We start from the raw sequence: 22041 nt of genomic DNA on the forward strand, positions 1-22041 counted from the left end.
CTACCAACGCGGCGATATTCAGCAGAAATTCAGAGTTTGGCCACAACCGGCAATCTGAGGCTGCTGAACCACGACAACAACACCAGCAGGGATGAAGCCCAGAGGCAGGCCTGCATGCCCGCGGCTTCGGTTCGGCCGAGCATGAACACTGCCCCCGAGAGCAACGTGCCCACCAAGCGTCCGGCAGCGTTGGCCATGTAATAGAAGCCCACATTGAGGCTGACGCTCTCCGCATCGGTGTAAGCCAGCACCATGTAGGAGTGGATCGACGAATTCATCGCGAACACCACCCCAAAGGCGGCTAGGCCTGCGGTGATGGCGACCGCCACATCCACCTGGCGCCACAGCGCCACCGCGATCAGGGCGGGAATGGCGGTGAGCAGAGCACTCCAGAACTGCACAGCAGATGGTCCCGGGGATGTGGTCTGCCCCCAAAGCCGTCTCAGACCAGGCGCTGATCCCTGAACGATGCCGTAGCCAATCACCCAGAGACCGAGGAAGCCACCGATCTCCCAGAAACTCCAGCCCAGGGAGGCCTCAAGGAAGACGGGCAAGGCCACCACGAACCAAACATCCCGGGCACCAAACAAAAAGAAGCGCGCCAAGGACAGCACGTTGATGCCCTGGGATTTGGAGAACAGCGACGAAAAGGCCGGCTTGGACTTCATCTTTCCGATCTCCCCAGGCAGCACCAGCGTGAGCACGAAGGCCAGGGCAAGACCTGCCGCCATCCAGCCCACGGCAGCATTGAAGCCAAAGGCGGTGAGCAGCACCCCACCGAGAAAGAAGCCCACACCCTTGAGGGCGTTCTTGGATCCCGTGAGGATCGCCACCCACTTGAAAAGCTGCTGCTGCCCCTGCTGCTGATCCTCCGGCGTTTCTGAAACCACCGTCTTGATGGCACTCTTGGCGCTCATCTTGTTGAGATCTTTGGCGATGCCGCTGATGGCCTGTGCGGTCATCACATAGATCACGCTCAACAGTTTCGGCCAACTGGCGGCGACGGGCATCAGCATCAACAACGCAAGAATCTGCAGCAGCGTTCCCACCCAGAGGGTGAGCCGTAGCCCGTAGCGGGCACCGATCCAACCGCCGTACAGGTTGGTGAGCACCCCGAACAACTCATAGAAAAGAAACAGGAACGCGATCTCGAGGGTGGTGTAGCCGAGTTGATGGAAGTGGAACACCACCAACATCCGCAGGGCCCCATCGGTGAGCGTGAAGGCCCAGTAATTGGCGGTGACGATGCCGTATTGCTGCAGAGGAGAGAGCTTCATCCGTCGAGCCCAACCAGATGGCAGGTGAGATCGGCCATGCGGCAGCTGTAGCCCCATTCGTTGTCGTACCAGGCAAACACCTTCAACTGGTTGCCATCGACAACCATCGTCGAGAGGGCATCGACAATCGAGCTGCGGTTGTCGTTGGTGTAATCGCAGGACACCAACGGGCGTTCCTCGTAACCCAGGATTCCCTTCAGAGGCCCTTCCGCAGCAGCTTTGAACGCAGCATTCACCTGCTCCACCGTGACGCTCTGCTTGAGCTCGAACACCGCATCGGTGAGCGATCCATTCAGCAGGGGAACACGAACGGCATGACCGTTGAGCTTGCCCTCCAGCTCAGGGAAGATCATCGCGATCGCCTTGGCCGAGCCGGTGGTGGTGGGAATGAGTGAGCTGAGCCCGGAGCGGGCCCGGCGCAGGTCGCTTTTGAAGGAATCGATCGGCACCTGGGTGTTGGTGATGTCGTGAATGGTGGTGATCAGGCCGTGCTCGATGCCGAAGCTCTCGTGCACCACCTTCACCACAGGCGCCAGGCAGTTGGTGGTGCAGGAGGCGGCCGTCACCAACTTGTGGCGCGCCGGTTCATAGAGGTGGTGATTGATCCCGTAAACGATGTTGAGCGCGTCCTCACCGGCAACGACACCCTTCACGGGACAGGCCACCACCACCCGTTTGAGGCCCAGCTGATCGAAATAGGGATTGAGCGTCTCCGGCGTTTTGATCTTGCCGCTGGCTTCAAGCACCATCTCCACCCCCCGATCGCTCCAGGGCACGGCGGTGGGGTCCTTCTCGCTGGACCAGGTGAGTGCGGATCCCTCCACGCTGAATCCATCAGCACTGCTGGTGATTCCTCGATCCCAGCGACCATGCACAGAATCGAACTCCAGCAGGTGGGCCGCCGTTGCTGCATCGCCAGCGGGATCATTGATATGCACCAGTTCGATGCCGGGCCGTCCCCAGAGGGCCCGGAACACCAGGCGACCAATCCGTCCAAAGCCATTGATGCCGATCCGCATACCAGCTCCTTTGATCAATCAAATTATCTTGATCCAAACAGAGCGGGGGACACTGCTCCTGTGATCCAGAACACCCTCAACAGGGAGCAGTCGAGGCAGCTGCTCAAAGCACTGGCCGACCCGATCCGTCTCGACGTGATCCATGCGCTGGCACAGGGGGAACGATGCGTCTGTGACCTCACCGGTGAGCTCAACCTCTCCCAGTCGAAGCTCTCGTTCCACCTCAGGGTGCTGCGAGAGGCGGGGCTGCTGACGGATCGGCAGAGCGGCCGCTGGATCTACTACCGGCTGCAACCGGATGCCCTGGCAGCCCTGGAAGCCTGGCTGGCCGAACTGCGCCGCCACTGCAGCCAGAGCGCTACCCCCTGCCCAAGCTGACGATGGACCAACGGCTTTTCTTCCCGGCCACCGAACGCAACCGCGGCCCCATCGGAGATCTGCTGAAGCAGCTCTTGCCTGGCTCAGGAGCCGTGCTGGAACTGGCCAGCGGCAGTGGTGAGCACGCCGTTTGCTTTCAGCAGCGCTTTCCCCATCTGCGCTGGCAGGCCAGCGATCCGGATCCAGACCATCGCGCCAGCATCAACGCCTGGATCCAGCACCAGGGTCTGGGCCAGGTGATGCCAGCAGCCCTCAACCTCGATGTTGAACACCGCCCCTGGCCCCTGCCCCGGAACCTCCACGGGGCCGTGAAGGCTGTTGTGTGCATCAACCTGCTGCACATCAGCCCAGCCAGCTGCACCGATGCCGTGCTCGAGGAATCCGCCCTGTTGCTGCCCAGCGGCGCCCCCTTGATCATTTATGGCCCATTCATGCGCAATGGTGCTCACACCAGTGCAAGCAATGCCGCCTTCGACCAATCCCTCAGGGAACGCAACCATCAATGGGGGTTGAGGGAGCTGAATCACGTAACAGCCATCGCCGCCAAGGCTGGCTTCAACACCGAAAACGTGGTCTCCATGCCCGCCAACAATCTGACTTTGGTGTTTCAGCGCGCTTGAGCCCCACCTCGCTTGCCAGCGTCTGGAAGGCCGTCGACAATCACGCAGTATCTCCGGTGTGAGCGATGGATCTGACTGATTTCTTAGCGAAGCTCCTGCTCGGTTCAGCCATCACCCTGACCCTGGCGTTCCTTTGTAAGACAGTTTTTCCTCGGTTCACGAAGCGAAGCAAAACCGACTTCGACGACTTCGTGCTCAACGCCTTCACCGCTTCGGTGGTGCCCTTCGGCTTGGTGGTCACCCTGATTCTTGCCCAGGATGATTTGCGCATGCCCAACAACATTGCCAGGGCTTACGACACCTCGCTGCGCATTGTCGGCACGATCATTCTGATTCGGTTGGTCAACCGAATCGGAGCGCGATTCCTTTTCGGATTGGTGCGCCGTGCAGGCGCGGATGATCTTCAACAACTCCTCCAAAGCCTGCTCCCGCTTCTGAAAACCGTGGTGTGGGCGATCGGCACCTTGGTGCTGCTGCAGAGCCTGGGCGTGAAGATGACGGTGATCTGGGGTTTGCTCAGTGCCGGCGGCATCGGCATTGGCTTGGCCCTGAAAGAACCGGCCCAGGAATTGTTCGCCTACCTGATGATTCTTCTGGACAAGCCTTTCACCGTTGGGCAATTCATCACGGTGGGCTCCACCTCAGCAACAGTGGAACGCATCGGTGTTCGCTCCACCCATCTGCGCAGCCTGCGCGGCGAACAGGTGGTGATGAGCAACTCAACCCTTACAGGCTCCACCATCCTCAATTTCGCTGAAATGGCGCAACGCCGGATGATCTATTCGATTGGCGTCACCTACAGCACATCGCTCGAGCAGATGAAGGCAATCCCGACGATGGTTCAGGCCGTGATCGATGATCAGGCCCACAGCACCTTCAACCGCTGCCACTTCACCGAATTTGCTGATTCAAGCTTGAATTTTGAACTGGTTTATTACATCGACACCCGTGATTTCACGGTCGCTCTGAACGAACAGCAAGCCATCAACCTCGGAATCATGGAGGCCTTCGCCCAAGCAGGCATCGACTTTGCCTTCCCAAGCAGGACGCTCTACTTGGAGGGAGATTCACTCGCCGGCAAAGCCTCCTGAGCCGTCGGCACAGCAGAGCGCCAAATAACACCACCGATCAACAGGGCCAAGGCCGCCACAGCAGCGGTGAGGGGAATCAGGCGACGACGATCAGAATTGGAAGCAAGGGCGATCGGGCTGGAGAGGTTGTCGCGTCGTGACGCCAGAAATGCCCCCTGCCGGCAGCGGGTGCACACCGTGTTGGTGACGCCTGCACTCTTCAACTTGAAGCCGTAACGCCCCGGAATCTCAACGGGTGTTCCACAGCTGGAACAAGGGAGAGAAAAAACTGCCATGGGGAATCTGCCCTCAATTCAGATCTATCACCCCGGTTTCACTCCAACGGAACGTCTCCCGTGGCACAAACAGAACCCCAGCAGAGGCTGTGGTCCGCCGTCCAGAAGGGTTGCACCTCCCGCCAGTCCGCGCCCTCACCAACCCGCATCATCATCTGGCTGCTGCCGTCATGGACAAATTCGACGCGCTGCTGATTCCAGGTCAACACCCAGCGCTCTCCAGGACTGGACGCCACCATCCGACAGGGACTCCAGGCCTGCTGCGCGATCCGGCAGCGCATCGAAGCCGCTGCTGCTGAGCTTCCAGCTGCAGAGCTGCCCATCAGCAGCAGAGCCGCGGTCCAGAGCTGAATGCGAAACACAGACACAGACTCGGAAGCACGCTGGCGAAAGGCCTCCTTTTCACCATGGGGCCGGGCGATGGTCACGCCGTTGAGGCGCACCGGATCTCTTCAGGGTTTGGTGTCTGTCAGGATTTGATCAGACCAGTTGCTGATCGTGCCGCGTTTTCAAGCCCGCGTCCTCGTGCGTCTGCGCCCCTCCGTACTCGATCCAGCCGGAGAAGCCGCGCGTGGTGCCGCTGAACGACTTGGGGTGGAAGGCCTCAGCAAGCTGCGGATCGGTAAAGCCGTTGAAATGGAGATTGAGGCTCCTGATGAGGCCGAGGCCCGCCGCAGGTTGGAACTGCTCAGTGATCGCTTGCTGGCCAACCCGGTGATCGAAGACTGGAGCCTGGAGCTGCAGCAGTCATGAGCATCGGGGTCATCGTTTTTCCCGGCTCCAACTGCGACCGGGATGTGCAATGGGCGACCGAGGGTTGCCTTGGAATGAGCACGCGTCGGGTCTGGCATGAGGAAACCGACCTCAGTGGCTTTGATGCCATCGTTCTGCCGGGCGGTTTCAGCTATGGCGACTACCTGCGTTGCGGCGCCATTGCCCGCTTCGCACCAGCCCTGCAGTCCTTGATCGACTTTGCCGCCAAGGGCGGTCGCGTGCTCGGCATCTGCAACGGGTTTCAGGTGCTCACGGAACTGGGCCTGCTCCCCGGTGCCCTCACCCGCAACCGGGATCTGCACTTCATCTGTGAAGACGCACCCCTCAAGGTGGTGAGCCAGCGCACGGCGTGGATGCAGGGGTACAACGACGGGGCCCTGACCCTGCCGATCGCCCACGGTGAAGGCCGCTACCAGTGCAGCGATGACACGCTCAAGCAGCTGCAGGACGACGACGCCATCGCCCTGAGCTACGGCAACAACCCCAACGGGTCGGTGTCCGACATCGCAGGCATCACCAATGCCAGCGGCAGCGTTCTGGGCCTGATGCCCCACCCCGAGCGGGCCTGTGATCCGGCCACGGGAGGAAGCGACGGCCGCCGCATGCTGGAAGCCCTGCTGGGTTGATGCCAACCCGCCGGACGCTGCTGATCTCAGGGGCATCCACGATCATCACGGCCCTGCTCTCCCCCAGGGCCATGGCGGCCCAGCGCAGGCTGAGACCACTGAAGCCTGGATCACGCATCCGCGCCGTGAACCCCGGCACCTGGATGGATCCGGACACGGATCTTCAAGCCTTGCGCGAACGCTGTGATCAACAGCAGTGGCATCTGGAGATTCCCGCAGCCGTCAGCCGTCAATGGCGCTATTTCTCAGGAACCGACCAGGAACGGGTTGAGGATCTGAGGTCAGCCTGGAACGATCCAACGGTGGATGCCGTGGTGACCCTTGGCGGGGGCTGGGGGGCCGCCCGCGTGCTCGAAGCCGGTTTTCGTTTTCCGCGCCATCCCAAATGGAGCCTGGGGTTCTCCGACACCAGCTCCCTGCTGCTGGCCCAGTGGGCTGCTGGCCTGCCGGGGGCCATCCATGGATCCAGCGGCGGCACAGAGGCGCAATGGCAACGCACGGTGGACTTGCTCTGTGGCCGTCCCGTGGCCCCCCTGCTGGGCGAGCCACGACGGCGGGGGATCGCCCGCGGACCCTTGGTGGTCACCAACCTGACCGTGGCGACCCACTTGATCGGCACAGCCTGGCTTCCCTCCCTGAAGGGGGCCATCCTGGTGCTGGAAGACGTGGGCGAAGCGCCCTACCGGGTGGATCGGATGCTGACCCAGTGGCGCAGCGCAGGCCTGTTGCAGCAGTTGGCGGGGGTGGCCTGCGGCCGCTTCAGCTGGGCTGAAGACGACATCCTTCCCGGCGATTTCACAATGGACGAGATCCTGGAGGAACGCCTTGGTGATCTGGGCATTCCACTGGTGCTAAATCTGCCGCTGGGCCATGGACGGCCCAACCAGGCCTTGCCCCTGGGAGCGCAGGCACAGCTGGACGGCAAGCACGGCCTGCTCAGCCTGATGGCCTGATGCGATGACCTGATCAAAGCGTGACGCTGCTCCCGATCGAGCAGCACCACAAAAAAAGGGGCCTTTCGGCCCCCAGCGAGTGATCTGTTGATCTGTTGATCGTGATGATCAGGCAGCGACGGCAGCCTTGGGATCAAGAGCACCCTTGGCGTAGAGGCCGGCGTAGTAGGTGATGCTCTGCTGCTGGATCTTGCTGGCGTTGCCGGCAGCCCAGAACTGCTGGTAACGGTCCAGGCAGACCTGCTTCATGTACTTGCGAGCCGGCTTGTTGAAGTGGCGGGGGTCGAAGTTGGAAGGATCGGCCATGGCCGCTTCACGCACAGCAGCGGTGAAGGCGAGACGGTTGTCGGTGTCGATGTTCACCTTGCGCACACCGTTGCGGATGCCTTCCTGGATTTCCTCGACGGGAACGCCGTAGGTCTCGGGGATGGCACCACCGTGCTTGTTGATCATCTCCAGCCATTCCTGGGGAACGGAGGAGGAGCCGTGCATCACCAGGTGGGTGTTGGGGATGGCTTTGTGGATCTCAGCGATGCGGCTGATGGCCAACACTTCACCCGTGGGCTTGCGGGTGAACTTGTAAGCGCCGTGGCTGGTGCCGATGGCGATGGCCAGGGCGTCGCACTTGGTCTTGGCGACGAAGTCGGCAGCCTCAGCGGGATCGGTGAGCAGCATGTCCTTGGACAGCTCGCCCTCAAAACCGTGGCCGTCTTCGGCTTCACCCTTGCCGGTTTCCAGGGAGCCCAGGCAACCCAGCTCACCCTCAACGCTCACACCCACGGAGTGGGCGAAGTCCACCACCTGCTTGGTGACGTTGACGTTGTAGTCGTAGCTGGCGGGAGTCTTGGCGTCGGCTTCCAGGGAACCGTCCATCATCACGGAAGTGAAACCGTTGATGGCAGCGGAGTAGCAGGTGTCAGGGGCGTTGCCGTGGTCCTGGTGCATCACCACGGGGATGTGGGGATAGGTCTCGGTTGCGGCCAGGATCAGGTGACGCAGGAAGATCTCACCGGCGTAGCTGCGGGCGCCGCGGGAGGCCTGGAGGATCACAGGGCTGTCGGTCTCGTCAGCCGCTTCCATGATGGCCTGGACCTGCTCAAGATTGTTCACGTTGAACGCAGGAATGCCGTAGCCGTTCTCAGCGGCGTGGTCGAGCAGGAGCCGAAGCGGAACGAGCGCCATGGATAAATCCTCGGAGGGTTGGGGTCGTCAAAGACGAATCGCCGGCAATTTTACCGCGTGTTACGCAAGATCCAATGTGCCGCCTGCTGCTTGATCGCAGGCCACACGACTGGCCACGCCCTCGGCCAGTCCAGGCAGCATCGGTCGCCCACTGCGGATGCTCTCGGCCCACCAGCCCAGCACCCTGGCCACAGGGGCGATGCGGCCATCCGACCAGGTTTCAGGGAAGGCGAAATCGGCATCGGCTTCCACGGCGCGGAAGGGCTCACCGAGCGGGGCGTGCTGCAGCTCAAAGCCATGCACGTAGTCCTTCTGATTGGTGCTGCTGAGCAGCAGCGATCCCGACGACCCCACCACATCCAGGCAGAACCCGCGACCGTTGCGCGACACGGAACTGAGGCTGACCTGCGCCGGCACTGGCAGGTCCTGCCTCCCCTGCCAATGGGCCACGGTCTGCAGCAGCGACACATCGGGGGCGTCCACGGCGGCCAGGCCACCATCGGGGTGGGGGCGCTGCTTGATTGAAACGCTGTTCAGGGCCTGGACGGCCCCCAGGGGACCGATCAGCCAGGCCAGCATGTCCATGGCATGGGTTCCGAGGGCTCCGATCACACCGCCGCCCTGATCCGCCTGGGCATACCAGTTCCAGCCGCGCTGGGGATCGGCACGACTGCCCATCAACCAGTCGAGCTTCACCAGCCAGGGCGTACCGACAGCACCGGCCTGCAGAAGGCGTGCGGCCTGCATGAACAGGGGAACAGCCCGGTATTCGTAGTCCACAGCCACTGAGAGCCCCCTTGCCAGGGCCAGCCGCTGCAGCTCGCGGGCTTGATCGGCATGCAGCGCGATGGGCTTTTCCAGCAGCAGATGCTTGCCCGCCTCCAGGGCCCGACGGGCCAGGTCAAAGCGGGGTGCCGGTGGGGTGGCGATGATCACCGCGTCCACCGCGGGATCGGCCAGCAGGGCATCCCAGTCACTGAATCCCTTCAAGCCATGGGCGGCCGTGGCGGCATCCAAGCGCTCCTGGCGCGGGTGCCAAAGCGCCACTGCCTCGAGATCAGTCGCTGCCTCAAGGGCCGGCAGGTGCACCTTCTCCCCGAAGCCGAGACCGGCTACGGCAACACCAAGGGGTTGTGGGGACATCTCAGCTGGAGAGTGGTTCGGTGCAGACAGCCTCAATCACGGAGGTGATCAGCCCGTCATCGCCGGAAGGCTGCCATTGGGCACGAAAACGCGGCAAACCATTCACCTGTTTGTCGCGATACAGCTCCTGGGAGCAGTCCAGCTGCATCACATAGAGCTCGCCGGGGGGCTGCTCTCCATCTTCAGTGGCCGCTGGGGTGAACCGGCTGAGCACGGTGCGGTATCCATCCCGATCGATGCGCACACTGCCGCGGTCCCACCACTGCTGGCCCGCGTCGGTGGCAGGTACCTCGATCCATTCCACGGGGCCCGCCAGCACGGGGGCAACCCAACAGACCAAGGCCAGGATCAGCACACAACCAGCTCGGATCATGCGCTGGTGAGCTCCATCGGTTTGCAGCCATGCAGACGCAGAAGATTGGCCAGGGTGGAGCGCAGCTGGGTGCGGGGAACGATCGTGTCCACGAAGCCGTGCTCCTGCAGATATTCAGCCGTCTGGAAATTGTCAGGCAGCTTCTCCCGCAGGGTCTGCTCAATCACCCGGCGGCCAGCAAAACCAATCAACGCCTTCGGTTCCGCCAGGATCAGGTCGCCCAGCATGGCGAAACTGGCGGTCACACCCCCCGTGGTGGGGTGGGTGAGCAAGGGCATGTAGAGCAGCTCGGCTTCGCGGTGGCGTTCCAGCGCTCCGGAGATCTTCGCCATTTGCATCAGGCTGAGCATCCCCTCCTGCATCCGGGCACCACCGGAGGCACAAACGATCAGCAGCGGCAGCTTGCGGGCGGTGGACTCCTCGATCAGACGGGTGATTTTCTCCCCGACCACCGAGCCCATCGATCCCCCCATGAAGCGGAAGTCCATTGCCGCCAGGCCCATGGGGATGCCTTCCACCCGGCAGAGCCCGGTGACGACACCATCCCGCAGCCCTGTCGAGGCCTGACTTTCCCGCAGCCGGTCGGCATAGGCGCGCCGGTCTTTGAATCCGAGGGGATCCACCGGTGACAGATCCGCATTCAGCACCTGGAAGCTGTCGGGGTCCGCGATCAGTGCGATGCGCTCAGCACTGTCGATCCGGTGGTGATGGCCGCAGTTGGCGCAAACACTGGCATTGAGTTTCAGGTCTTTGAGATAAACGACCTGACCACACTCCGGGCATTTGCTCCACAGCCCATCGCCTTCATCGGGTTCCTGCTTGACGTTGGCGACGTACTGACCCTTGCGGCGATCAGCAAACCAATCGAACAGAGACACACAGGGCCGTCAGCTCACACCATTAAAAGCCGGACTGGGAAGAGACGCTGGGGAATCAAGCGCCCAACAGCATCAACCAGGTGCTCCACCACCACTGAGGACCGGTCAACCAGACCAGCCAAATGCCCAGGGCAATGAAGGGACCGAAGGGGAACGGTTCCCTGGGGCCCAACCGGCCGCTGAGACGAGCGGTGCTTCCAACCAAAGCTCCCGAGACAACCGCAAGGGCCATTGCCGCTGCGATGCCCCCGGGGCCCAGCCATGCCCCACCCAGCGCCGCCAACTTGGCATCGCCCAGGCCCAGCGCAGGCTGTCCCAACAACCGCTCGGCCAAGGCACTGAGGCCTTCCAACAGCACCAGGGCCAGCACCGCGGCGATCAAATGGCTGGCCAGAACAGGAATGCCAGCAGCGGTGCTGACGAGCAGGCCCAGCACCACCCCCCAGCGGCAAAGGGGCTCCGGCAACCAAAGGTGATCCAGATCGATCAACACCAGCGGCAGCAGCAGCGCGATCAGGGGGAAACCAGCCCAGGGGAGCCAGAGATCAGGCAGCTCCCCACCAGCACCAGGCCACACCAACAGCGCCGAGATCCAGAGGCCGGCACTCAGGGCCTCCACAGCGGGGTAGCGCCAGCTGATCGCTGCATCACAGTCGCGGCAGCGGCCCCTCAGCAGCAGCCAACCGAGCACCGGGAGATTGTCATGCCAGCGGATGGCATGGCCGCATTTGGGGCAGTGGCTGCCGGGGAAGACCACCGATTCCTGGCGGGGCAAGCGCCAGGCCACCACGTTGGTGAAGCTGCCGACGCAGGCGCCCAGCAGGCCGGTCCAAGCCAGGATCAACCCTTCCATCGGGTCCGACCACGACTCGTGCGCCCCCGGATCAGATCGATGGCAATGAACTCTTCGTCCGGCAGAAGAACAGGGGTCTCGAAGACCACGCGGCCATCGGGTTCCTGCGGATCCACCACAACACCGAGAGGCTCCTGCCCCGCAGGGGTGCTGGAAAGATAGGCGAAATAAATGCGACGGGCCTGGGCGATCAGCGAGCGGCTGTCAATGCGGTCCCAGCGGGGCGTCGAGGGCGCCCCCGAGGCCCCGCGGATTTCAAAGGAGGGCGTTGACAAAGAAATAGAGCCCACCTGATCACTCAGATGAGCCCATAGTAGAGACGATTGTTGATAGGAGAAGCGATCAGCTGAGCTTGTTCTTCTCTTCGATCATGCGGTGAATGATCGGAGTGAGGATCAGTTCCATGGCGAAGCCCATCTTGCCGCCGTTCACCACGATGCTGGTGGGGCTGGACATGAAGGAATCGTGGATCATGTTCAGCAGGTAACCGAAGTCGATCCCCCACTTCTCACGAGCACCCTTACGGAAGTGGATGATCACGAAGCTTTCATCCGGGGTCGGGATGTTCCGACAGATGAAGGGGTTGGAGGTGTCCACGGTGGGAACACGCTGGAAGTTGATGTCTGTCTGGCTGAACTGCGGGCAGATGTGATTGATGTAATCAGGCATCCGGCGCAGGATCGTGTCAACGATCGCTTCAGCGGAATAACCACGCTCAGCGTTGTCGCGGTGGATCTTCTGAATCCACTCAAGGTTGGTGATCGGCACCACACCCACCAGGAGGTCGGCCAGGGCGGCCACGTCGTAGCCCTCGCCCTTCACACCGCCATGGAGGCCTTCGTAGAACAGCACGTCAGTGCCGGTCGGGATGTCTTCCCAAGGCGTGAACTGGCCCGGCTCGAGGTTGACGCCAAGACGGGCATTGTGTTCAGCCGCTTCTTCAACGCTGTGGAGGTAGTAGCGCTTCTGACCAGCACCGGTTTCGCCGTAGGTGCGGAACAGTTCCTCGAGCTTGTCGAAGAGGTTGGCCTCAGGGCCGAAGTGGGAGAAGTTCTCACCCTTGGCCAAGGCATCCGCCATGGCCTGTTTCATGGGCATCCGCTCGTAGCGGTGGTAGCTGTCGCCTTCCACCACTGCAGGGGTAATGCCTTCCCTCGCAAAGATGTGCTCGAAGGCGCGCTTGACGGTGCTGGTTCCAGCTCCGGAAGAACCGGTAACAGCGACAACCGGATGACGCTTCGACATCGACGCAGGGACTACGGACCCGGCGATCCTGCCAGATCAGGGCCCGATTGCACCAATCTCTGGCTTACAGAGCTTTGAGCAATTGCTCACCCATGGCGCGACAACCCAGCTGGGTGCAGCCTTTTGCCATGAGATCACCCGTGCGGAAGCCACCGGCCAGAACGGCATCCACAGCGGCCTCAAGATCATCGGCAGCCGCGGCCTGTTTGAGGCCGATGCGCAGCATCATTGCGGCCGACAGCACCATGGCCATGGGATTGGCCTTGTCCTGACCGGCGATATCGGGAGCTGAACCGTGCACAGGCTCAAACAAACCAGGGCCCTCACTGCCGAGGGAGGCGGAGGGCAGCATGCCGATGGAGCCGGTGAGCATCGCCGCCTCATCGCTGAGGATGTCGCCGAAGAGGTTGCCGGTGAGCAGCACATCGAACTGGCGGGGATCACGCACCAGCTGCATCGCCGCGTTGTCCACATACATGTGACTCACCTCCACAGCGCCGTAGCTGGGCGCCATGGCATCCACGCGGTCCCGCCAGAGCTGGCTCACATCGAGCACATTCGCCTTGTCCACCGAGCAGAGCCGGCCCCGCCGCTCCTGGGCGATCTCAAAGGCCACCTTCGCGATCCGATCCACCTCCGAGGCGGAGTAGGTCATGGTGTTGAAGCCGCGCTCGTTCCCCTCGGTCTCAATGCGTCCCTTGGGCTGACCGAAGTAGATCCCCCCGGTGAGTTCCCGCACCACCATCAGGTCCACCCCCTCGATCACCTCACGCTTGAGGCTGCTGGCATCGATGAGGGCCGGAACAATCTTCACCGGCCGCAGATTGGCAAACAGCTCCATGCCGGCGCGCAGGCCGAGCAGGCCGGTTTCCGGGCGTTTCTCTCGGGGAAGGCTGTCGAAACGGGGGCTGCCGATGGCGGCAAGCAACACCGCATCGGCTGCCTTGCAGGCTTCGAGGGTGCTGGCGGGCAACGGCTCACCGGTGGCATCGATGGCGCTGCCGCCGATCGGCTGCTCCTCAAAGCTCAACGAAAAGCCATGGCGCTGGCTCACCACCTCCAGCAGCTGGCGGGCGACAGCGGTGATCTCGGGGCCGATGCCATCACCGGGCAGGAGAACAACGCGGTGCTGAGCCATGACGGTGCGGTGCGGCAGGTCGACCGCTGAGGTTACTGAGGGGTGTCCCGCTTGAGCTCCCGCAGGGTCTTGGCCATCTCCGGCAGCTTGCTGAAGGTGGTGGCGCATCGCAGCCAGAGGCGATTCGGAATCGCGGGAAAACCACTCACTACCTCTCCGGGGGCCACATCACCGTGAATGCCGCTCTTGGAGCTGGCGATGGCGCGATCGCCCACGACCACACGATTGGCAACCCCCACCTGGCCCGCCAGGATCACCCCCTGGCCGATGTGGGCGCCGCCGGCGATGCCCACCTGGGAGGCGAAGGCACAGCCACGGCCGGTGGTGACGCCATGGCCGATCTGCACAAGGTTGTCGATCTTGGTGCCGGCACCAATGCGGGTCTCCCCGACGGAAGGACGATCAATGGTGGTGCCGCTACCCACCTCAACGCCGTCTTCAAGAACCACCTGGCCGGTCTGCGGCATTTTTCGCCAGCCCTTGGCCGTCGGCACGAAGCCGAACCCTTCGGAGCCGACAACGGCATTGGAGTTCACCACACAGCAACGCCCGAGACGGCTGCCGGGGTGGATCACGGCATTGGCGTGCAGCTCGCAGCCATCACCCACCACCACGTTGTCGTAAATCACAACCCCGGGGTGAACGATGCAGTCGGCACCAAGACGGCTTCCCTCCCCGATGCAGACCCGCGGGCCCACCGCTGTACCGGGGCCCACCACAGCCCGTTCATCGATCACCGCCGAAGGGTGAATCTCCGCCAAGGGCCGGCGGCGGGGATGCAACTGATCGAGGGCTTCAGCAAAGGCCAGACGCGGATCCGCGAAGACCGCAAAGGCGATGCCACGCTGCGAAGCCAGATCAATCAGATCCTGTTGATCGGGCAGCAACAGGGCACCCACGCCGCTGGCGCCCAAGGCCGCGGTGAGAGCGTTGCCCTTCTCCAGAAAGCTGAGCTGGGCGGCTGAGGCCTGATCGAGTGAAGCGGCACCCTCAAGCCATGGGTCCAAGCCCGGCTGGCTCCAACGCAGGCCTGCATCACCGGTCTGCAGAACCTTGATCAGGGTGCTGAAACGCATGGAGGCCAGGGCAGTCCGGCGGATCGTAGACGTGGTTAACGGCTGCGAAGCACCAGACCATCGCGATGCACCACCACCGGGGAGGACTCCCCCGGCGATGGGTCATTCATCGCGGCCCGCAACTGGTCGCTGTCCATCGAACAAAGGCCACGGCCCAGGTCTTCTCCATCGGGGTCCAGCAACTGAACGGGTTGATTGGCGGCGAAGTCACCCCGCACCGCGGTCACACCCACCAGCAGCAGGGACGCACCACGGTGCTGCAGCGCAGCACAGGCCCCCGCATCCAGCTGTAGTTCACCCTCAGGCCGCAGCACGTGGGCCAGCCAACTGCGTCGGTTGCCCAGGGGTTCGGGGTGGGGATGGAACACCGTCCCCCCCCGTTCCCCCTGCAACAAAGCCTCGAGACGAGCGGGGTCGCGGCCATCGGCGAGCTGCACGGTGATGCCACTGGCGGTGGCAATGCGGGCTGCCGACAGCTTCGTGGTCATGCCCCCGGTGCCCCAGCGCCCACCGTCGCCAGCCCCCTGTTCCAACGAGTCCAGCTCCCGGGGGTGGCGAACATCCGAGATCGGTTCGGCGTTGGCATCAACCCGCGGATCCGAGGAATAGAGGCGATCAACATCCGTGAGCAGGATCAGTTGCTGGGCTTCAACGGCGGCGGCCACCAACGCCGAGAGGGTGTCGTTGTCGCCAAAGCGCAACTCCGCCGGCGAGAGGGCATCGTTCTCGTTGATCACCGGCAGCACACCCCAGCTCAGCAGCTGCCGCAAGGTGCCCGAAGCGTTCTGATACCGACGCCGATCGGCCAGGTCGGAGCGGGTCAGCAGCACCTGCGCCACAGAACGACCATGGCGTTCCATGGCCCGTTCGTACAGCGCCATCAACGCGCCCTGGCCGATGGCCGCAGCCGCCTGCAGGGCCACCACCGTGTCGGGTCGGTTGGTGAGGGCCAACTTCTGACAGCCCAGGCCAACGGCACCACTGGTGACCAGCACCACCTGGTCACCGCGGTCCATGGCCCCTGCAAAGCAGCGGGCGTAGCCATCAATCGTGGTGGCGGTCTCCCCCCGAAGCAGGCTGGTGCCGATTTTCACGACCCACAGGGTCATGCTGAAGGCGCCCCCATCACGCGGGCCATGGCGCGTTCAAACCGCTGAACACGGTCATGGCGGCAGGGCTTGCCGTCGTCTCGAACCGGGCGAACCAACACCGTGTAGAGCCCCATTCGGTTGCCGCAGAGCACATCGGTGAACAGGCGGTCGCCGATCATCGCGATCGCCTCCGGGGGCAGCGCGAGATCGCGAACCACGCTGCGCAGGGCGCCACGGCGGGGCTTGCCGGCACCAAAGGTGAAGCTGACCTGCAGCTGATCAGCCACGGCAGCAATCCGGTCGCGGGAGGGGTTGTTGCTGAACAGATGCAACTGCAGGCGGCGGCCGGCATCCACCAGCCAGTCGCGCACTGGCCCTGGCAGGGTCACGTCACGACCGGGCAGAAGGGTGCGGTCAACGTCGATCACGGCGGCCTTCAGGCCATGGGCCGTGAGGTGAGGCAGCGAAAGCTGGGCAATGGTGAGGTGGGGATCCCAATCGGGGGTCAACCAGTGCTGTGCCGTCAATCCGGCCATTCACGCTCCTCCAGTTCCGCCTCAATCAGGGGTTGAACGCGGTCAAGCTCATCGTCGCTCAGCAGCACCGCCTGACCATCCACCATCCGCACCAACACCAGGAACGGGTCGAGGGGGATGTACAGGCCGTATTCCTCCGCGTCGACCATGAAGCTCACCAGCAGCTCAAAGGTCTCGGCGTCCTCATCAACGTCGTCGTCCTCTTCCAGCTCGTCGAGCTCGTCCTGATCTGGCTCCTCCAGTTCACCACTGACGGTGAGGGTGATCGCCGATCGCACCAGAACCAGGTCGTGCTCCTGGAGCACCACATCAGCCACCGAGAGAATCGGCTCGCTGCTGGCAACTTCCGTGATCGGCACCGGCTCTGCATCGTCATTGAGCCGAAACAGCGACACCGGTGTGTCGACCGGCGAGAGCAGGGCGTAGTCCTGCCCCTCGATGGGGATCAGATGCTCGAGGAAGCACAGCAGGTCATGGCCCTCGCGGTCGCGGACCAGCAGGGTGGGGTGATCGCTGCTCTTACCGGGGCCCGACTCAGACATCGACGCGGCTCTGACTGGGCTCAGGATCCACCATCGCCCGCCCCGGCGCCCGACCTTGACGCACTCTGTTGGGCCGGTTTGAGCTCCGGACCCTCCGACAGCCATTGCTCCAGCAGCAGGGCAGCAGCTGCACTGTCCAGACGTCCGCTGCGATCGCCCGTCAGCCCGAACTGTTCACCGGCCGCCCAGGTGCTGCTGTGTTCATTCACCCAGGCCAGGGGCAGATCGAGGGCGGCAGCCAGGCGCAGGCCGTAACGCTGGCAATGCTCCGCCTGGGCCGTGGGCTGGCCCGCGGCATCCAGAGGCAAACCCACCACAAGCCCCTGCACCGACCGTTCACGGCAGTGGGCCCGCAGAACGAGCAGATCCGCATCAAAGCGACCACGACGCAGGGCAGCGAGGGGCGTGACACTGATGCCCAGGGCATCGCAGCCGGCCAGGCCGATGCGCCGCCGGCCCACATCGAGGCTGAGGATCGAACAGGGACGCGGCCGCATCAGTGCCGATCACCCAGGCTTGGTGTGGGCAAGGGTGTGCCCTGGGGCCGCAATCGGCCCAGCACCTGATCGAGCGATCGGGTCAGCTGCAGGTTGCGCTGGGGTGACTGACGCCGCCACATGCTGCGTCCGAGCAGCAGCTGCTCGTCGCCGCGGGTCCAGCCCTCCGCCTCCAGGATCCGGCTGAGGGGGGCATCGTCAAAGGCCGTGAGCAGTCCGCGGGGGCGGCCGCACTGAAGGATCCCGTTCAAAACCTGGGGAAGGGCCTGATCCAGCCGGGGATCCCAGGCGACATCGCGCATCAGTTCCAGGAACCCTGCCTCTCCCGCATCGGGAAGGCGGATGCAGCCCGCCAACACAGCATCTCCAGCCATCAGCACGCCGCAGCCGGGGCCGTTACGGTCCAGCAGATCCAGCCAATGGCGGTCGGTGATCTGACGCAGATGGCTGTGGCTGCCGCCCTGCTCGATCGGCCAGAGCAACTGGGCGGTGCGGCGGTTCAAGGCCGCCCAGCGTAGACCCCCTGGCAACGGATCGGTGCCATTTGGATCAACCCCAGCCCCTGGTGGACACCAGCACTGATACGGACGAAGCGGTTGAAAGCCCAGCTCCCGCAGCAGGGCAATGGCATCGGCATCGGTGGCCGGGCAGCGGATCACCCAGCTGCAGATCTGAGCAGTCCACGACTGCAAAGCCTGCTGAAGCAGGGACTGCTGAATGGTGCGATGGCTGTGATCGTCCAGCGGGCCCAGCAGCTCCGGCAAATGAAGAATCCAGCAGCTGCCGCGGCGGTTGAACGGCCGGGCCACCACACTGGCCACCGGGCGATCCCCCGCGAGGGCCATCAGGCAACGGGGCGAGCGGCTGGGGAGCAGATCGGGAAAGCGTTGCTCAACTCTGGAGAGCCATTCACCGATCAGAAAGCCCTGAAACCGTGAGAGCTGATCGATCGGCGCATCCTGAACCCACTGGGCCAGGTGGGCCGGATTGAGGGGCTCAATGCGGATGGAGGTGGTCTTGGGTTCTGTCACCGGACACCCTCCAATCCCAACTGCTCACAATGTATCGCTCATTCCAGGCCTGGCCGCACCAACACCAGGGGGGTGCGCTCATTGGCATTGCCGGCGGGATTGGGACGCAGGGCCCGACCCAGCAAGCCCTCATCACAGCCGGGGCTGGAGGCCAGCACCTTCACTCGGCCGAGGTCGTTGACGTCAACGATGGCAACGTCGACCCCGAGTTCGGCAGAAGCATCACGACAGAACTGCTCAGCCCGGGATGGCCCCAGAACAATGGTCTGGTCATAGGGCGGTGTGGTGCCGGTGATGTCGTCGATCAAGCGAGCCTGGTCACCGGCGAGGCGATAGAAGCCACCGGGGATGCCCACCAGCTTCATCAGCAGACCCCCCAGCCAGGCGGCCAGCACCCGGGTGGGCCCCACCAGATCGATCAAGGTCTGCATGCCGCAGGCCGTGGCCAGGCTGCTGGTGGGGTGAAACACACGGCAGGCCAGGCGCGCCACCATGCCGGGTTCCACCTCACTGGGATGGCGGTAGCGACCCTGGATCACAGCCACGGGGGTCTCGCCGATGGTGAGGATGTCGCCGGGCTGCACCAGATCAGCGGCGTAGGTGCGCAGGACGTCGATGGCGTCGTCCAGGGGACCGAGCAGGTGGGTGCGCAGCGGCAAGACGCGGCAGCCTTCCCCCTGGCGGAAGTGGGCTTGATCGGGCTGCAGGGGTTGGGGACGGCTCAAGGGCACCAGCACGCCCTGACGGCGCTGCAGGCGACCGAAGGGTCCGTAATTCACCCAATGGGCATCCACCCAGAGGCTGTCGACCCGAGCGGATGGGGTCGGGCCGGTGATCTCGATCGAGACCCGGGCACGCGTGGTTTTGCGCCCTTTGACGATGTAGGCCGCCCAGTAGCCGTCTGCGCGGGTCTCCTCGTCGGGATGGTCGGCAATGATCCGCGTTGTCACCTCCAGGCCGGCGGGATCAGAGGACCCCAACAGCACGGGCTCGACCCGCAGCTCCGGCACAAAAATCTCCATGCGGGGGTGGGGGTTGCTGATCTCCAGCACCCCCTCGATACGGAGCCGCCCGCCCAGATCATCAACCCGCCAGTCGCGAGGGGTCATCCGCAACGGTGAGGCGGGCCTGAGGCGATGGCGGAGCTCCAGCCAGGCCACAGCAAGTCCTAGGCCGAGCGGAGCAAGCAGCAGCGACACAGCGGATCCGGCTCAGCGACCGGGACAACTGGCCGGCAGCGTAGGCGCCATGGCGGTGTGCGTCTCAGTTGGCGGTGACTTCGATGTTCACTTCGTTGAAGCTGCCTTCCTGGTCAATGCGTCCCAGATCCGGAGCGGGAAGACCGGTGGAGGCGCTGATGGCGTCGTTGATCGCCGCCAGGGGAACCTGACCGTTCTGGTCGAGCACAACCCGGCCATCGGTGCCGATCACCACCACCTGCGGAATGGTTCCCGACCAATAGGTGGCTGGATCACCCGCGCCCAAGGATTCACGGCCCTGCAGAGGATCGGTGGAGAGGGGAAGCAGATCGATGCTGCGGCCCCACAGCCGTTGCAGTTCCGACACCACCGGAGCGAAGCGTTTGCTCACGGCGCTGTCGTCCAGGTAGTAGACGATCACGGCTGTGCGTCCCTCAGCGAGGGACTCCTCCAAGGTGCTGGCGGGAGGAACCAACGAGCCATTGCCGGCGTAGAGGGCGTAGATGTTGCCGTCGTAGCTGTCGCTGTTCAACACAGCAGCGGCTGGTGCGACATGGAGCAGCAGGGCGATCGAAACGGTGATCAGACAGCGCACCAAAGCAAGCATCAAGCCGAAGCAGCGGATCGCCATTGTGGACCCAGGGGCCTAACCGCGGCCGAAGCTGCGTCCCATGCCCTGGGCAATGCCACGCCCTACCAGACCGATGGCGCGCCCCAGCACCTGGGTGAGCAGGATCACGGCAAGGTCGCCGATGCGGCGCACCAGGGCCTGCACCTGGGGTGCGAGGGCATCCCGGGCCTCCAGGACTAAGGCCACCTGCCGCTGCCACCAACCCAGCTGATTGAGCTCCTTGTCGCGGGGCTCCGTCAGCAGCAGCGGTTCGATGCGACCGGAGCGCAACTGAAACAGGGTGCGCTGGCTTTCGTAGAGCTGAATGGGGCGCTCCACCCAATCCGCCCAGCGCAGCTGGGTGTTCAAGCGATTCCTGAGCCGGTCGAGTTCCCGGGTGGCCAGGAGGGGGTCCCGCAACAGGTAACGGCGCAGCTCCGGCCAGTCACCACAGGCATCGAGCAATTCCGCACCAATCAGTTCCGCCGTTCTCACCAGCCAATTGCTCACCAGGGTTTCCAGTTGCAGGAAGGCCCTGGGGTCATCGGCCGGCAGCAGCAGGCCGTTCACCAGCATCGGTTGATCGGCCACCAGCGGTGCCAGCATCCCGGTTGGATCGGGCAGCTCACCATCGGCGCCGGTGAGATCAGCACGGCTGAGCAGCGAAGCCACCACCGGCTGAAGCTCGCCGTCGCAGGGGATCTGGACGTAACTGCCGGCCAGGGCGGTGAGGGCCTGCTGGCGCAACTCGGGCTGCAACGAATCCCAGGCCTGAGCGATCGCCGTGCCGTCCTGGCGGCTGCGCAGGCGCTGCAAGACCTGATCAAGCTGTTGCAACAGGGCCAGCAGCAACTCCCGGCGACGATCCGGGTGCAGACCCTCAATTGCCAGCAAACGGCCGGTGGAATTGGTCAATCCAGCCTGAACCGATGCATCGATGCGGTCACGGATGGCATCCCATACGGCAACGGCATTGCGTTCGCGCAGGCTGATCGCCGTGGTGGTGGCTGATCCATCGCTGGACACGGAGGGGCCCAGGGGTTCTGCATGCTCGAGGCCCATCTGCAGCGGTCCCCAGAGCCAGAGCAGCAAGCCCTTGGCGAAGCGCAATTCACGGCGGCGCCCCTGCAGCAGCAGGAACAGCAAGGGCTGCTCCGGGGGCGGATTGAGCAGAGCCTCGACCCGTTGCAGATCGCGGCTCACCTGCTGCAGGCCACTCACCAGCAACCACTGGCCCAGACCCATGGTCTGCTGCTGGCTTGGCGTCTCCGGCGCAGCTTCTAGGCGAATGTCCCGCCCCCCCTGCAACAGGGTTTCGATGGCGTTCTGCAGGCCCTGGGCATCAACGTTCTGCAGCAGGCCGGCCGCCGGCAGCTCCAGCAGCTGTTCCCGGGACAGGCGTAACTCGCTGGGCAGCAGCAGCAGCACCGGGGCGGGCTGCCAGCGCTCCTGCAGAGCGAACAGCTCCTGCTGAAGCGACGCCAATGAGGCCACGGTGTCGATCGACCAGATCACCAACGCCGGGGCACCCGTCAGGCGCTCAGGGCGAAGCACCACCTCCCATTCCTCCCGGGCGGAGGTGAGTTTCAGCGCCAGCGACTCCCCGAGCAGATCCGGAGCAAGCAGCAACATCC

The 22041-nt window shown here is 63.8% G+C and carries 27 protein-coding genes; 6 read left to right on the forward strand and 21 right to left on the reverse strand.

What is annotated here, in order from left to right; genetic code table 11:
* Positions 1–29 precede the first annotated feature (29 nt).
* Both arsJ and SynRS9907_RS09495 read right to left on the reverse strand, forming a co-directional pair.
* Complete coding sequence (gene arsJ, locus SynRS9907_RS09490) at positions 30–1277, reverse strand: organoarsenical effux MFS transporter ArsJ (protein ID WP_188020821.1); 1248 nt, start codon at positions 1275–1277, stop codon at positions 30–32.
* Positions 1274–2296 carry an ArsJ-associated glyceraldehyde-3-phosphate dehydrogenase gene (locus tag SynRS9907_RS09495; protein ID WP_188020822.1) on the reverse strand — a complete coding sequence of 341 codons (1023 nt, stop codon included), beginning with the start codon at positions 2294–2296 and terminating at the stop codon, positions 1274–1276. The genes arsJ and SynRS9907_RS09495 overlap by 4 nt, the downstream gene beginning before the upstream one ends.
* A gap of 60 nt (positions 2297–2356) precedes the next feature.
* Between SynRS9907_RS09495 and SynRS9907_RS09500 the strand changes: the two genes are divergently transcribed.
* From SynRS9907_RS09500 to SynRS9907_RS09510, 3 genes are all read left to right on the forward strand, one after another.
* Positions 2357–2674, forward strand: a complete 318-nt coding sequence (locus SynRS9907_RS09500; protein ID WP_186510191.1) for a metalloregulator ArsR/SmtB family transcription factor — start codon at positions 2357–2359, stop codon at positions 2672–2674.
* Between the two features lie 2 nt (positions 2675–2676).
* Positions 2677–3294, forward strand: coding sequence for a DUF938 domain-containing protein (locus SynRS9907_RS09505; protein WP_188020823.1), 618 nt, complete (start codon positions 2677–2679; stop codon positions 3292–3294).
* 65 nt (positions 3295–3359) lie between these two features.
* Entirely contained in the window at positions 3360–4385 is a 1026-nt protein-coding gene (locus tag SynRS9907_RS09510; protein ID WP_188020824.1) for a mechanosensitive ion channel family protein, read from the forward strand.
* Here the strand turns inward: SynRS9907_RS09510 and SynRS9907_RS09515 are convergent.
* Positions 4346–4660, reverse strand: coding sequence for a Tat pathway signal protein (locus tag SynRS9907_RS09515; protein ID WP_188020825.1), 315 nt, complete (start codon positions 4658–4660; stop codon positions 4346–4348). The two genes, SynRS9907_RS09510 and SynRS9907_RS09515, sit on opposite strands and share 40 nt — an antisense overlap.
* 38 nt (positions 4661–4698) lie before the next feature.
* Positions 4699–5103, reverse strand: coding sequence for a hypothetical protein (locus tag SynRS9907_RS09520; RefSeq protein WP_188020826.1), 405 nt, complete (start codon positions 5101–5103; stop codon positions 4699–4701).
* A 55-nt stretch (positions 5104–5158) separates the two neighbouring features.
* Here SynRS9907_RS09520 and purS point away from each other — a divergent pair, with 55 nt between their 5' ends.
* From purS to SynRS9907_RS09535, 3 genes are read left to right on the forward strand one after another with little or no spacing between them, the layout of a single operon-like run.
* A complete protein-coding gene (gene purS, locus SynRS9907_RS09525; RefSeq protein WP_188020827.1) occupies positions 5159–5413 on the forward strand; it encodes a phosphoribosylformylglycinamidine synthase subunit PurS in 255 nt (84 codons plus the stop codon).
* Complete coding sequence (purQ, locus tag SynRS9907_RS09530) at positions 5410–6060, forward strand: phosphoribosylformylglycinamidine synthase subunit PurQ (protein WP_188020828.1); 651 nt, start codon at positions 5410–5412, stop codon at positions 6058–6060. Before purS ends, purQ begins: the two co-directional genes overlap by 4 nt.
* On the forward strand, positions 6060–7013 hold the full coding sequence (locus tag SynRS9907_RS09535) for an LD-carboxypeptidase (protein ID WP_188020829.1): 954 nt from the start codon (positions 6060–6062) through the stop codon (positions 7011–7013). The genes purQ and SynRS9907_RS09535 overlap by 1 nt, the downstream gene beginning before the upstream one ends.
* A 108-nt stretch (positions 7014–7121) precedes the next feature.
* Here SynRS9907_RS09535 and fba read toward each other — a convergent pair whose 3' ends face one another.
* The 17 genes from fba to SynRS9907_RS09620 form a co-directional block, all read right to left on the reverse strand.
* The gene (gene fba / locus SynRS9907_RS09540) at positions 7122–8195 is read right to left on the reverse strand and encodes a class II fructose-bisphosphate aldolase (RefSeq protein ID WP_114987921.1); all 1074 of its coding nucleotides are present in this window, start codon (positions 8193–8195) and stop codon (positions 7122–7124) included.
* Positions 8196–8255: 60 nt separating this feature from the next.
* The gene (locus SynRS9907_RS09545; RefSeq protein WP_188020830.1) at positions 8256–9338 is read right to left on the reverse strand and encodes a Gfo/Idh/MocA family protein; all 1083 of its coding nucleotides are present in this window, start codon (positions 9336–9338) and stop codon (positions 8256–8258) included.
* Position 9339: 1 nt separating this feature from the next.
* A complete protein-coding gene (locus SynRS9907_RS09550) occupies positions 9340–9711 on the reverse strand; it encodes a hypothetical protein (RefSeq protein ID WP_188020831.1) in 372 nt (123 codons plus the stop codon).
* Complete coding sequence (gene accD / locus SynRS9907_RS09555) at positions 9708–10589, reverse strand: acetyl-CoA carboxylase, carboxyltransferase subunit beta (protein WP_115081815.1); 882 nt, start codon at positions 10587–10589, stop codon at positions 9708–9710. Before accD ends, SynRS9907_RS09550 begins: the two co-directional genes overlap by 4 nt.
* 55 nt (positions 10590–10644) lie before the next feature.
* Positions 10645–11442: an A24 family peptidase gene (locus SynRS9907_RS09560; protein ID WP_188020832.1), complete on the reverse strand. Its 798-nt coding sequence runs from the start codon at positions 11440–11442 to the stop codon at positions 10645–10647.
* The gene (locus SynRS9907_RS09565; protein ID WP_115132082.1) at positions 11430–11717 is read right to left on the reverse strand and encodes a hypothetical protein; all 288 of its coding nucleotides are present in this window, start codon (positions 11715–11717) and stop codon (positions 11430–11432) included. The genes SynRS9907_RS09560 and SynRS9907_RS09565 overlap by 13 nt, the downstream gene beginning before the upstream one ends.
* Before the next feature lie 67 nt (positions 11718–11784).
* The gene (locus tag SynRS9907_RS09570) at positions 11785–12687 is read right to left on the reverse strand and encodes a phosphoribulokinase (protein ID WP_114987927.1); all 903 of its coding nucleotides are present in this window, start codon (positions 12685–12687) and stop codon (positions 11785–11787) included.
* Positions 12688–12751: 64 nt separating this feature from the next.
* Positions 12752–13825 (reverse strand): 3-isopropylmalate dehydrogenase, encoded by a 1074-nt coding sequence (leuB, locus tag SynRS9907_RS09575; RefSeq protein WP_188020833.1) that lies wholly within the window; start codon positions 13823–13825, stop codon positions 12752–12754.
* A 32-nt stretch (positions 13826–13857) separates the two neighbouring features.
* On the reverse strand, positions 13858–14901 hold the full coding sequence (gene lpxD, locus SynRS9907_RS09580; RefSeq protein WP_188020834.1) for a UDP-3-O-(3-hydroxymyristoyl)glucosamine N-acyltransferase: 1044 nt from the start codon (positions 14899–14901) through the stop codon (positions 13858–13860).
* Positions 14902–14936: 35 nt separating this feature from the next.
* The gene (proB, locus tag SynRS9907_RS09585) at positions 14937–16010 is read right to left on the reverse strand and encodes a glutamate 5-kinase (protein ID WP_188020835.1); all 1074 of its coding nucleotides are present in this window, start codon (positions 16008–16010) and stop codon (positions 14937–14939) included.
* Positions 16007–16528, reverse strand: coding sequence for a YqeG family HAD IIIA-type phosphatase (locus tag SynRS9907_RS09590; RefSeq protein WP_115081822.1), 522 nt, complete (start codon positions 16526–16528; stop codon positions 16007–16009). The genes proB and SynRS9907_RS09590 overlap by 4 nt, the downstream gene beginning before the upstream one ends.
* On the reverse strand, positions 16516–17070 hold the full coding sequence (locus SynRS9907_RS09595) for a DUF3727 domain-containing protein (RefSeq protein WP_115009429.1): 555 nt from the start codon (positions 17068–17070) through the stop codon (positions 16516–16518). Before SynRS9907_RS09595 ends, SynRS9907_RS09590 begins: the two co-directional genes overlap by 13 nt.
* A 20-nt stretch (positions 17071–17090) precedes the next feature.
* Positions 17091–17567: a Holliday junction resolvase RuvX gene (gene ruvX / locus SynRS9907_RS09600; protein WP_188020836.1), complete on the reverse strand. Its 477-nt coding sequence runs from the start codon at positions 17565–17567 to the stop codon at positions 17091–17093.
* Positions 17567–18598 carry a hypothetical protein gene (locus SynRS9907_RS09605; protein ID WP_188020837.1) on the reverse strand — a complete coding sequence of 344 codons (1032 nt, stop codon included), beginning with the start codon at positions 18596–18598 and terminating at the stop codon, positions 17567–17569. Before SynRS9907_RS09605 ends, ruvX begins: the two co-directional genes overlap by 1 nt.
* Positions 18599–18636: 38 nt before the next feature.
* Entirely contained in the window at positions 18637–19797 is a 1161-nt protein-coding gene (locus SynRS9907_RS09610; RefSeq protein WP_188020838.1) for a F420-0:Gamma-glutamyl ligase, read from the reverse strand.
* Positions 19798–19861: 64 nt separating this feature from the next.
* Positions 19862–20428 carry a thylakoid membrane photosystem I accumulation factor gene (locus tag SynRS9907_RS09615; protein WP_115009433.1) on the reverse strand — a complete coding sequence of 189 codons (567 nt, stop codon included), beginning with the start codon at positions 20426–20428 and terminating at the stop codon, positions 19862–19864.
* Between the two features lie 15 nt (positions 20429–20443).
* Entirely contained in the window at positions 20444–22039 is a 1596-nt protein-coding gene (locus tag SynRS9907_RS09620) for a DUF3685 domain-containing protein (RefSeq protein WP_188022428.1), read from the reverse strand.
* Between the last annotated feature and the right edge of the window lie 2 nt (positions 22040–22041).

This window comes from Synechococcus sp. RS9907 (genome assembly GCF_014279615.1).
Taxonomy (GTDB): domain Bacteria; phylum Cyanobacteriota; class Cyanobacteriia; order PCC-6307; family Cyanobiaceae; genus Parasynechococcus.